A 12,926-nucleotide genomic window follows, 5' to 3' on the forward strand; every position below is an offset into this window, starting at 1 on the left:
ATCCTCCTGATTCAGCGGCGGTCACTGCGTAGTGGTCTGTTGTGGTCGGCCCGCACTCACGATTCGCTCGGCGTTGTCACGTAGTTGCGCGAGGACGGTGTCGAGCGCTGCCGGCCCCTGGGCCGCCAGGCCGGGCACACTGCTCATCAACGCCATCGTCAGCGCCGCATCTTCATCGGAACCGGGGATCACGCCCATCATCGCGGTCGCCGCCGACGACAACTGCCCGAACTGGATCTGCGAGCCGTTGTTCTCGATCGCTTCGGCAGTGGGCTCGAGCTGTGCCGCCGACGCCACCAGCGCCGGAAGACTCAGGTCGACACGGCTGTCTTCGGCGGAGTCGACGAGCTCGGAAAGGGTGTGGATCACGATGTCTCCGACTATACAGTCGACGTCCGCGGCCACCGCCTCGAGAACCTGCACGAATCGTTGTGCCAGCTTGTCCACCGTCGCAGCGTCGAACAAGTCAGTCGCGTAGTGGATTTGGCCTCGCATGGGGCCGTCGGCATCTCCCCAGGCGGGCGACCCTGCCGGGTACACGGTGAGCTGGAGATCGACCTTCGCGCTGACGAGTTCCTCGGGAATGTGCGACACCCGCAGGCCCTCGAGTTCGATGGTGGGGAACTCCAGATTCTGGAATGCGAACATGACCTGGTAGATCGGATTGTAGGCTGTCGGGGGCGCCGGCAGCACCGCCGATGCGATCGTCTCGAAGGACACGTCTGCGTTCGCCATGTCGGCCAGATCCTGACGGCGAACCCGTTCCAGCAGGCCGGCAAAGGTCTCGTCGGGCTCCACCCGCGTGCGTAGCGCCAGCGTGTTGACGAACATGCCCACGACATCGTCGAGTGCCCGATCGTCTCGTCCGGCATAGGGCGTGCCGATGACGACCTCGTCCTGTCCGGAGAGCCGCGTGAGAAGGGCTGCGAAGGCTGCGTGCGCGACCATGAACAGGGTGCTGTTGTTCTCCCGTGCCAGTTTCTCGAGCGAACGCACGAGTTCGGGCTCGACCTCGAACTCGACGAGACCACCCTCATACGATGGCGTCTTCGGCCGCGGGCGGTCTGTCGCCAGGGTGATCACTTCCGGCGCACCGGCGAGCCGGCCCGTCCAGTAGTCGAGCTGGGACTGCGCCTCGGTACGCCCGTCGGTGTTGACCCGGCCGAGCTTCTCCAGTTGCCACAACGTGAAGTCGGCATACTGCACCTCCAACGGCGACCACTGGGGCGCGCGACGGTGACGACGCGCCGTGTACGCCGCCATCAGATCACGGGCCATCGGTGCCATCGAGGAACCGTCACCACAGATGTGGTGGACGACCGCGACGAGCACGTGGTCGGTCGGCGAGACCTCGAGCACTGCAACCCGAACCGGCGGCTGGCTCGTCACGTCGAAGCCTTCGCCGGTCACGGCTGCGATGGCCGCCTCGACAGATCCCTCGACCCGGATCGTCCGGAAGTCCATCTGACCCACCACCGACTCCGGTGGGATGATCACCTGCGCCGGTTCACCCGAGATCATCGGGTAGGTGGTGCGAAGGGACTCATGCCGCGTCAGGACGTCGATGACCGCCAGCCGCATCGCCTCGTGGTCGAACTCACCCTCGGCACGCAGGGCCAGCGCCACGTTGTACGCGGCGGACTCGGGTGCGGCCTGGTTCAGCAGCCACATGCCGCGCTGGATCGTCGACACCGGAACGAGCTCGGCCCGGCTGCGCGGGCGCAGAGGCGGCGGTGCCTCGCCCGCCTCGGGGGTCGAGAGGTGCTCGGCGAGCTCCGCGACCGTGGCGGCTTCGAAGAGTTCCCGGACGGAGATGGTGCGGTCGAGCACCTCCCCGAGACGGGTGGTGACCTTCACCGCCGACAACGACGTGCCGCCCAGACCGAAGAAGTCGTCGGTCGCACCGACCCGGTCCCCGCCGGTCACCTCGGCGAACACCCCGGCGATCACCGACTCCATCTGGGTCCGCGGGGCGACGTACTCGGCTGTCGAGCTCAGGTCGACAGGCGGGAGTGCCTTGCGGTTGATCTTGCCCACCGGGGTCAGTTCGAACTCGTCGACAAGCACCACGGTGTGCGGGACCATGTGACGCGGCAGGCGCTCGGCAGCGAACTCCAGCAGCGCATCCGGACCCACCCAGGACCCGGGCGTCGTGGTCGCGTAGGTGACCAGCAGGGTCTCCCCGCCCGGTCCCGGCATGCCCACGCTGAGGCAGGTGACCACGTCCGGATGGTCCTCGAGCACGGCGTCCACCTCGCCGGGTTCGATGCGCAGACCACGGATCTTGATCTGGAAATCGTTGCGTCCGTGGTAGACGATGCGTCCGTCGGGACGTCGGGTCACCCGGTCGCCGGTTCGGTACATCCGTCCCGAACCGAACGGGTTGGCCACAAAACGCGTTGCGGTCAACGGCGTCTGGTGAAGATAGCCGAGCGCCACCTGATCGCCGGTGAGATAGAGCTCGCCTGCGACCCCATCCGGGGCGGGGCGCAGTGCGGAGTCCAGGACCAGGGCTCCGACGCCGGTCCACGCCCGGCCGATGGTCACGTGGTCGTCGAGGGACATCGGGCCGTCCACTGTCGCGATGACCGTCGCCTCCGTGGGCCCGTACGCGTTGAAGAATCGTCGGCCCGCCCAGCGACGGACCAGTTCCACGCTGCACGCTTCACCGGCGGCCATGATCGTCTGCAGCGTCGGGACGTCGGCCGGGTTGATCGTCGTCAGCACAGACGGGGTCATCATCGAATGGGTGACACCACCGTCGTTGATCACCTTCGTCAGTGCCGCACCCGCATAGTCGTCTGCTCCCGCCACGACGAGTTCGGCGCCGGCGCACATCGCCAACAGCAGTTCGAGGATCGAGACGTCGAAACTCGGTGCGGCGACGTGGAGGACTTTGCTCTGCGAATCGACTCCGAAACGCTTCAACGCGCTGACCGCGAGGTTCGCCACCTGGCGATTGCTCACCGCCGTCGCTTTCGGGCGGCCGGTGGATCCGGACGTGAACACGAGGTACGCGAGATGGTCGAGACCCGCAGGTACCGGCATCTCCGAATCCGAGATGGGTGCACCGCTGTGCCCGGCGACCTGCATCTCGGTGCCCGGACCGTCGAGCTCGAGCCATTGCATACCGGTGCGCTGTGTCGGTGCGTGCCCGGCCTTGGCGAGGCCGATTCGCGCACCAGCGGTCTCGAGGAGCATTTCGCGACGATCCGCCGGATAGGTCGGGTCGACGAGCACGAAGGCCGCACCCGACTTGATGACCGCAACCGTCGCGACTATCGACAACACCGATCGGCGCATCTCGACTGCCACGACGTCGCCCGGACGTGCGCCCAGCCTGATGAGCTCACGCGCGATCTGGTTGGTCCGTGCCTCGAAGACCTCCCGGGTGACGGTCGTGTCCCCCGACAGGGCAACCACCGACCGGCCCGGTTCCCGGGCCGCATCCCCCAGGACGTCACGGAAGGTGCGCGGGCGAGCCGGCGCCTCCACCGCCGTCACCTCGGCGGCCCGACGCGCGTCCAGCAGATCGATGCGACCGACCGGTGATGTCGGATTCGACACCATCGCGTTCAGGACGCGCTCGAACTCCGCGGCGACCTCGGCGATCGTCGAGCGATCGAAGAGATCAGTCGCATAACCGAACTCCGCGACGATGCGCGACCCGTCGGGACGATCGACCTGGGTGAAAGCGATGTGGAGGTCGTACTTCGCGGCAGGCACCCGGGCGTCGAGCAATCGGGCGCCGAAGCCGCCCTCGACCGCGCCGAGGCGGTCGTGGTTCCAGGTCATCATCACCTGGAAGAGCGGCGAATGGTTCAGGGCGCGCTCGGGTGCGACGGCTTCGACGACCTGCTCGAAGGGAACGTGAGCGTGTGCGAGGGCGCGGGCACTGACCTGACGGCTCTTCGCAACGATCTCGTCTGCGGAGTCGTACGCACGGACTTGGCTCCGCAGTACCACCGTGTTGACGAACATGCCGACCAGGTCGATGACGGCAGGATCGTCCCGGCCGGCCACTGCCGTCCCGACGGTCACGTCCTGGCCGCCCCACAGCCTTGAGAGAAGCACCGACAGCGCGCCATGGAGCACGTGGAACGGGGTGGACCGGTTGCGGGCCGCTAGCTGCGCGATGGCCGAGACCGTATCGGTGCCGATCTCGCGGTCCAGGTACGCACCTTCCCCGGTTGGAACCGCGGGGCGCGGGCGGTCGGTCGGGAGGTCCACCATGTCGTCCAGTCCGGCGAGCTCGGTGGTCCAGAACTCCAGTTCGTCATGGGCCACCGAGCCCTGCTGAGCACGATCGCCGAGGACGTCTCGTTGCCACAGGGTGTAGTCGACGTATTGGAGCGGCAGCGGCTGCCATTCCGGCTCCGTACCGCGCCTCACCGCGTCGTAGGCGTGCATCAGGTCACGGACCAGCGGGGTCAGCGACAGGCCGTCGCCGCACACATGGTGCAGGACGATCACCACGGTGTGACCTGATGGCGACTCGATCACGGCACACCGGACGGGAACTTCACGAACCAGGTCGAAACCGGTGGCCGACACCTCGGCGATGACGGTGTCGATCTCATCGTCGGCGACCCGGCGGACCTGATCGATGATGTCGCCGACGACGTCGGCGACATCCAGGATCTCCTGCGTCGGCTCACCGTGCACGGCGGGATACCGGGTACGCAGCGGCTCGTGTCGCGCGACGACGGCTTCGAAGGCCGCGCGCAGTGCCTCGGCATCATGACCTGGCCCGAGTGCGACGGCGCCCGCCATGTTGTAGGTCGCGGCCTCGGGATCCATCCGGTTGATGAACCACAGCCGGGTCTGCGCCGGTGACAGCGGCAGGACCGCCGGACGTTCTTTGACGCGGGCGGCTGCCGAGGGCAGCCGTACGGAACCGGCGCGGTCGATACGACGGGCGAGGTCGGCGAAATCCTCGCTCTCGAACAGTTCGCTGAGCGGCAGCGACGTGTGGAAATTGTCGCGGATGCGCGCCGCCAGGCGGGCCGCGTCGAGCGAGTCCCCGCCGGCCGAGAACAGGTTGTCCCGCATCCCGACGCGCGGAACCTGCAGGACGTCGGTGACCAGTGCCGCGAGTTCGGTCTCGGTCTCGGTCTCGGGGGCGACGTATTCGGCGGTCGCGGCGAGGACCGGCGCCGGCAACGCCCGGCGATCCAGCTTGCCGTTCGCCGTCAACGGCAGGGCGTCCACCATCATCACGACGTCTGGGACCATGTATTGCGGGACGCGGTTGCGGACGCCTTCTCGCACGGCAGGCGCGTCGAGCGCCGAACCCTCTTCGACACTGACATATCCGACGAGCTTGGCACCGCCGCTCTCGTTGCCGTCGACGACGACCGCCGCGGCCGCGGTGACTCCATCGACCCCGCGCAGTGCCGTCTCCACCTCCCCGAGTTCGATCCGGAACCCGCGAAGCTGAACCTGATCGTCGGCGCGACCGAGGTATTCGACATCGTCATTGATGCGACGCCCGAGGTCACCGGTGCGATACAGCCTCGTTCCCGAGCCATCGGGATTCGCGACGAACCGGGTGGCGGTCAGACCGGGCCGACCCCGATAGCCGTGAGCCAGCTGCTCACCGGCGACGTAGATCTCACCCACCGCATGCTGCGGCACCGGACGCAGTCGGCGGTCGAGGACCTTCAGCGCCAAGGACGACAGCGGTCGCCCGATCATGCTGCCGCTGTATCCGCGCACCAGTTCTGGATCCAGCGGCCGGAACGTGACGTGCACCGTCGTCTCGGTGATGCCGTACATGTTCACCAGCGCGATGTCGTCACCGAAGCTGTCATACCAGCGGGCGACCTCGTCAAACCGCAGTTCCTCACCGCCGAAGACGATGTACCGCAGGGAAAGATGTGCCGGCGCCCGGCGCCGGGCGTCGGTGAGCACGTAGAACGCGGACGGGGTCAGCGACGCAACGGTGACCCGCTCGCGGTCCAACAGCGCCAAGAACTCCTCGGGAGCCCGTGCCACGTCGCGCGGCACGATCACCGTCCGGCCACCGCTCAGCAGCGGACCGAACATCTCCCACACGGAAAAGTCGAATGCGTACGAATGGAATACGGTCCAGACGTCCTCCGGCGAGAAGTCGAAGTCCTCGTTCGCGGCGTCCAGCAGAGTGAGGACGTTACGGTGCGACACCGCGACACCTTTGGGACGCCCCGTGGAGCCCGAGGTGTAGATCACATAGGCACCACTGCCGGAGTGGACTCCCGCCGACGGCGATGCGCCGGGCCCGGATTCGGTCAACTGCTCCAGCGTGACCGCGGGCGCATCGCCGAGCCACGCGCCGTCCTGACCATCTGTGATCACGCAAACCGGTGCGGCGTCACCGACGATGTAACTCAACCGGTCCTCGGGATTGGTCGTGTCGAGCGGCAGGTAGGCCGCACCGCTCTTGAGGACGGCCATGATCGCCACGACCAGACCCGCGTCGCGCGCGGTCGCGACACCCACCAGCGCACCCGGCCCCGCGCCACGGGCGACGAGGCCGTGGGCCACGACATCGGAACGGGCGTCGAGCTCGCCATAGGTGAGGGTGACGCCGGAAGAATCGGTCACCGCACCCCGATCGGGATGAAGTCGCGCGATCTCGCCGAACACCTCGATGATCGTCCGGTCGGCGTTGGCGGTCGGGCTGACGGGGCGGGGAAGCGTCTCGAGCAGACGACGATCGGAATCGGTCAGGATGGCGATGTCGTCCACCGGACGATCCGTGGCCTCGGGCCGCAGGAATTCGCCGAGGAAATTGACGAAGCGGGAATGGAGCGCATCCAACTCGTCCTGGGTGTATAGGCCGGGGTTGCCGTGCAGGTCTATCACCAGCGGCGCACCGGGGCTGCTCTGGTACAGATTCAGCAGCATGTCCTCGAGAATCCCCGAGCTCAGGATGTGATAACCGGTGGTCGCACCGGCGATCGCAATCGGCTTGTCGAAGAACATCATGTTCACGACGGGGCCGAACGACGCCGACGCCGAGTCCAGCTGGCCCGCGTCCCGACGGATGTCCTCGATGCGGTACCGCTGATGACGAAGTGCGCCGGTCAGTTCGATCTGTACCTTCTCGATCAACGACCGTACGGAGCCCTCGGTGACATCGGCGGTCCGGACCGGCAGAAGGTTGGCGACCATGCCGCCTCCGCGTTTGACCTTCGCACTGGCGCGGCCGGTCACCGGGAGGGTCAGTACCACATCGTCCTTCCCGGTCATCCGGGCCAGGAACGCGCTGAACGCCGCTGTGAGGACGACCGCGGCCGACGTGTTGAGTTCGGAGGTGCGGACCTCGAGACGGCGTTGCTCGTCGGCCGGAAGCGTGGTCGATGAGACCAGGTTGACGGGGGTCAGCGGAGCTGTGGCGCCGCGAGTCGAGAGGGTGACGCGCTCGGGCAGGTCGGCCGTCCGGGCCCGCCAGTGCTCACCGTCGGTCTGGCGACGTGAGGACGCGCGATATTTCTCGTCGTCAGCGACGATCTCCGCGATGGTTGCGGGCGGTTTCTCGTCGAACTCGCGGCCTTCGATCTTCGCGTTGTAGATCTCGACCGTCTGGCGGATGAGTGTCAGCGCCCCGTAACCGTCGATCACTATGTGGTGACCGCGGGTGTACCACAATGTGCGCTCGTCCGATACACGGATCAGGCACGTGACGACGAGTGGATCGGTGGCGAGATCGAGGGGACGCTGGTAATCGTCGTGCATCCAACGGCGGGCCGCTTCGAACGGGTCCGATTCGTGGCGCACGTCCACATACGTCATCTCATGGCCCCAGTTGTCCAGGTCCACTATCTGGTAGGGCTCGCCGTCCTCCTCGAGGATTCGCAGGTAGGGCGACTGATTGGCGATCGATGCCTCTTCGAGCGAGTCTCGCAGCAGCTTCTGGTCGAAGCCTCCGGGTGCGTGCCTGACGTCGAGGTACTGCGCGATGTTGACCGAATAGCCGGAGGAGAGCCGCTCGGCGAACCACATTCCGCGCTGCGCCGCGGTCAGCGGCACCTTCGACGGCTGTGTCGGACCTCCCGCCGGGTTCATATCGTGCACGTGGTGCGCCTCATCTCTCGACATTTCATGGTCACTTGTGACCAATTCGGACACACGAACTCCTGATTATGAGCCATACGGAACCAAATTGGTAACACGCGATGTCACTCAGTCGCCCCTTCGTATAGTCCAGTTCGTAACTCAACCACGGCCTCGCCGTCGATTCGCAACTATCAACCGTGATCATCCGATTTTCCGCGGTCAACACTCCCATGCACTCGAACGCCACGTGGTTTGTTCGGATTCCTGCTTCCCTGCGTTACATCACCGGGTGACATTCGACCGATGGACGCGCCGGTTGGAGCCGACGTCATCCGGCATGTGACGAATGCCCTGGCGGCAACCGTTGAAACAATCAACTACGAACCTCCACGTTATCCCGTAGCCGACCACCTCAACGTTCCGGTGCCCGTGCCCCTCTCGACCTCTGGCACTACTCCCGCCACGACACGCAGGTGATCGCGTGCTGCCTGACGACTGCGTATGTTGAGAGGCGACCCGGCGGATTCCGCGGGGAGCCGGAAAAAGGAGATACATGTCCGACGTGTCACAGGGGCGACACGAGTCATCCAACCGCACCCGCCCGGTTGACTCGTGGCGTGGTGATCCCCGGCCCCAGCCGGCCGATACCGCTCCAGGGAACGGTGCCGACTCACGCGAACCCGGCGCTACGTCTCCATCGCGTCCGCGGGCAGGGCGTCACGCACGCCAAGACCACGAGCCGTCTCCATGGTTCGACGCTCGACCGACGAGCGAACGGGCGCCTCGCGGCGGGTTCGGCGTCCGGGTAGAGGCGAACGACGGGCAGCAGCCCTCCCTCGCCCCCGAATCATCTCTCCCGACCGCAGGTCATTCATCTGTCGTACCCGGGACCCTCCACACCGACAGCGCGGTTTCCGGCCAGGGCTGGTCCGGGGATCCTGTCGTCACCCCGGCACCGGCGTCGGTGTGGTCCGGCGATCCGCCGGACCACAACCTGTCCACCGCGCCCCAGCAGGCCCCACCAGCCCCTGCGTCGTCGCGGCCAGAGGCCCGTACGGTCGCCGTTGACGACCCTTCACCCGAGAACCGGGAGACGCAGGACCGGCACGCGAAACCGCCGGCAGATTCCGTGATCGCGATCGGTGTCGACGGCCTCCACAAGAAGTTCAAGGACATGGTCGCGGTCGAGAGCGTGAGTTTCTCGGTCCCCAGAGGTTCCATCGTCGCGCTACTCGGACCCAACGGAGCGGGGAAGACGACGACGGTGAACATGCTGTGCACTCTTCTGGCGCCGGACGGCGGATCCGCCACAGTTGCGGGTCACGACGTGGTCAAGGACGCACCAGCCGTGCGCCGGTCGATCATGCTGACGGGACAGTTCGCCGCCCTGGACGAATCGCTGACCGGCCAGGAGAACCTGGTCCTGTTCGGCAGGCTACTGGGATTGAAGAAAAGCCAGGCACGGGCTCGCGCCGATGAACTACTCGACCAGTTCGGCCTCTCTGCTGCGGCCGGGCGACGCGTCCGCGAATACTCCGGCGGAATGCGTCGCCGCATCGACATCGCATGCGGCCTCGTGACAATGCCGCAGGTCGTGTTCCTGGACGAACCGACGACGGGGCTCGATCCCCGAAGCCGGCAGGAAGTGTGGAGTCTCGTCAACGGGCTTCGAGACCGTGGGGTCACCACTCTGTTGACCACGCAGTACCTCGAGGAGGCAGATGCCCTGAGCGACCGGATCGTGGTCATCGATCGCGGCCGGGTGATCGCTGAGGGTACATCGGACGAGCTCAAGGAGCAGACCGGCGCTTCGTACTGCCAGGTCACGCCCCAGCACGTTCACGACCTGCCCCGACTCCACGAAATACTCGCCGATCTCATCGGTCCGACACGCACGCCGGCCGCACGCTTGCCGATCATCGACAGCGACGACACCGGCGGCTTCTCCGCGCTCCACGACGACTCGGGAGGCGAGTTGTCGGTGGCGGTGCCGGCACCCCACGGCGCGGAAACGCTCGTCGAGATTGTCCGACGGACGACCGCAGAGGGAATCGAGCTCTCCGACATCGCGCTGCGACGCCCGTCCCTTGACGAGGTGTTCCTGTCGCTAACCGACCCCGCACGAGACAGCACGGCGACGTGACGATTCAGATCGACGCGATTCCTGAGCGAATCAGCGCATTTGGCCAGTGGTGGGCTTTGACGGTTCGCGGCCTGGCCGGAATGACCCGTACCGGCGAAGTATTGTTTGCGCTCATATCACCTGTTTTCTTGGCGGTGTGTTTTTACCTACCGCTCCGCTCGATCATGAACGCAACCCCGGGAATGGATTACGCGCAGTTCCTCATGCCGATCATCACATTGCAGGCAGTGGGGTTTATGGCGTCGTCTGCGGCGATGCGGTCTGCTTTCGATGGGGCCAAGGGGATCAGCACCCGCTTCCGGACGATGCCGATGCCCCTGATTGTTCCGGTATTAGCACGCTTGAGCGTCAACGCTGTGTTGCTCGCAATTTCACTGGTCTGCGCAACATTGGCGAGCCTGGTCATCGGGTGGCGCGCGGAAGGCGGAGTGTCCGGGACTCTCGGACTCTTCGCCATCGCGGCGGCCGTCGGCCTCCTCGTCGCGGTTCTCGCCGACGCCATCGGCCTTCTCGCGGGAAGTCCGGAAGCCACGAGTCAGGCGCTGTCCCTACCGATCTTGATACTCGGGATGCTGTCGACAGGTTTCGTTCCCGAGAACCAGTTCCCGGACTGGATCGGGCCCTTCGTCCGCAATCAACCGATATCGCAATTCGCGACAGCCATGCGGGCATTGAACGAAGGAACCGCAACGCGTGAGATCCTGATGCCTTCGCTGTGGTGGTGCGTCGGACTGGCGGTTCTGGCGGTCGTGCTCATGTCTCTCGGAGTTCGGAAGATCGCTCGATGACGACTCACACGATGAATCCACCGATTCCCGCCGGCGGCGCCGAGCCGTCGGAGATGGCCGGCGAACGGTCACCGCGCGCATTGCTCGACCAGGCTCTGGTCCTCACCGGACGCCAGTTGGCCGTCCTCGTCCGGGACCGCGCCACGGTCCTTCAGATTTTGCTCATGCCGGCGCTGACCATGCTCATGTTCAAGGTGGTCCTCGGCGATGCCGTCGGAAAGGCGACGGGCCAGGACAGCGTTTACGGCACGGTTCCCCTCGTCATCCTGGTGAGCGCGATGTTCGGGTCCTTGGCGAGCGCCGTCAGGTTGAACAAGGAGCGAGGGACAGGACTTCTCGGCAGGCTCTACGTCCTTCCGATCCATCGGGCCGCCGACCTCACGTCCAGGGTGCTCTGCGAGGTGGTCCGCATCGTGGTGACAACCGTCCTCCTGCTGTTGGCGGGAATGCTGATCGGGTTCCGGTTCACGCAAGGCCCGTTTGCGGCGATCGGGATAATCGGTGTCGCGTTGATGTTCGGGATCGCCTACTCGACATTCGTCCTGTCGGTCGCGGTCAACGTTCGGCCCAGCGTGACACTTGTACCCATGCTGTCCCTTCTGTCGAGCGTGCTGATGTTCTTCAACTCGGGGTTCAGTCCGGTGGAGGCCTATCCGACCTGGCTCCAGCCGATTGTCGAGAATCAGCCGATGACGCCTGCGATCGAGGTCATGCGTGCTCTCGCATCCGGGGGACCGATCACGGAGAACATGCTCAAGGTGATCGCGTGGGCGCTGACTATCACGGTGGTGTGCGCGGTTCCTGCTCTACGCGGTTACCGACAGGCGGCGACCTCACGATAGTACGGCCTCACGCTGGTGCGGCCTCGTCGCGCTAAGACATCCGTCCGGTCTGCTGGTGACGGCGCCCGGGCACCGGAGTCCTCTTCGAGGGGTCGCCTGGCTCGAGTACCTTCCCGGGAAATCAGATCCCAGTGGGAGCCGACCCATCGACGCGGCCCGCACGACCGGGAGCCGACTCGATCGCGTCCTGCTGTCCAGGCGAGTACGGAAATGCCGCCAAGAGCTCGTCCTGCAGCACCCGCAGGTTGGGAACCCCTGTGTATTCGTCCTTCAGCTGTTGTATCGCGTCAGCGTCTTCCACAATCGCAGCATTGTGCTGCACGGCATTGCCATCAAATGCAGAATAGTAATCTTCGAATTTGTAACGTCCGCCGCCGAGTGGTTTTTTCAAAGCAACCCACGCATTCGGCACGCCGAACGCGTCGGCGACGACGAGGCCGTGAAGACTGGTTGCGAAAACGAATTCACACTTTGTGATATCTACGATCACATCTCGCGGATCTCTCAAAGGGTCGATAGTCGCCACTCGTCCAGCTTGGGCCAGCGCGCGAAGAATCCGGTCGTTTCTGTGTTCATGGTTGTAGACGAAGCCGACCCGCCCCGGAACGACCGGCGCCGGCTGGTAGACCCTGCTGACGAGCAAGCCCGGGTCGCCGAGGGCCACTCGCCGGTCGGCGCGGACCCGGTCCAGAGTCAGCTTCCCTCGTACGGCATAGAAGTCGAAGTCCGGGAAGTCGTACTTACGCTTACGTTTGGGCTCCTGTATGAACCCACTACCCCACACTTTCAATCCACGGGGGGCCCCAGCCGCCTGCACCATCTCGAGGATCGAACCAGCCCCGATGAACTCGCTCCGTTTAGGATGGGCCCACGTGCAGGAAATCTCCGATATCTCTGGAACGAGTCGCGCGGTCAGCTCATCACCGAAGTTCGGGCGGTCGTGAGCGAATCCGACTCGGCGCCACCAAAATGTCTTGACACCTTCTCGCCGATCGTTCAATTTATCCGCCAGCAGGCGCCGAGCGTAAGGGATCATGACCTAACGTTAACGGAGGAAAATAGCGCGCCGAAATGCACTGGAGACCTGCATCCGTCTATGTGATATCGTTCCAG

The 12,926-nt window shown here is 65.4% G+C and carries 5 protein-coding genes; 3 read left to right on the forward strand and 2 right to left on the reverse strand.

Annotated elements, in window-relative coordinates:
• Positions 1-21: 21 nt before the first annotated feature.
• Positions 22-8,049, reverse strand: coding sequence for an amino acid adenylation domain-containing protein (locus GAA2_RS18245; protein WP_139319583.1), 8,028 nt, complete (start codon positions 8,047-8,049; stop codon positions 22-24).
• A 985-nt stretch (positions 8,050-9,034) separates the two neighbouring features.
• Here GAA2_RS18245 and GAA2_RS23390 point away from each other — a divergent pair.
• The 3 genes from GAA2_RS23390 to GAA2_RS18260 are packed head-to-tail and all read left to right on the forward strand — an operon-like array spanning position 9,035 to position 11,813.
• On the forward strand, positions 9,035-10,183 hold the full coding sequence (locus GAA2_RS23390; protein WP_407043650.1) for an ATP-binding cassette domain-containing protein: 1,149 nt from the start codon (positions 9,035-9,037) through the stop codon (positions 10,181-10,183).
• Positions 10,180-10,971, forward strand: coding sequence for an ABC transporter permease (locus GAA2_RS18255; protein ID WP_075864020.1), 792 nt, complete (start codon positions 10,180-10,182; stop codon positions 10,969-10,971). The genes GAA2_RS23390 and GAA2_RS18255 overlap by 4 nt, the downstream gene beginning before the upstream one ends.
• Complete coding sequence (locus GAA2_RS18260) at positions 10,968-11,813, forward strand: ABC transporter permease (RefSeq protein ID WP_187346539.1); 846 nt, start codon at positions 10,968-10,970, stop codon at positions 11,811-11,813. The genes GAA2_RS18255 and GAA2_RS18260 overlap by 4 nt, the downstream gene beginning before the upstream one ends.
• A 121-nt stretch (positions 11,814-11,934) precedes the next feature.
• Here GAA2_RS18260 and GAA2_RS18265 read toward each other — a convergent pair whose 3' ends face one another.
• The gene (locus GAA2_RS18265; RefSeq protein ID WP_075864018.1) at positions 11,935-12,849 is read right to left on the reverse strand and encodes a polysaccharide pyruvyl transferase family protein; all 915 of its coding nucleotides are present in this window, start codon (positions 12,847-12,849) and stop codon (positions 11,935-11,937) included.
• Between the last annotated feature and the right edge of the window lie 77 nt (positions 12,850-12,926).

The sequence above is a fragment of the Gordonia ajococcus genome, assembly GCF_012974285.1.
In the GTDB taxonomy this organism is placed as follows: domain Bacteria; phylum Actinomycetota; class Actinomycetes; order Mycobacteriales; family Mycobacteriaceae; genus Gordonia; species Gordonia amicalis.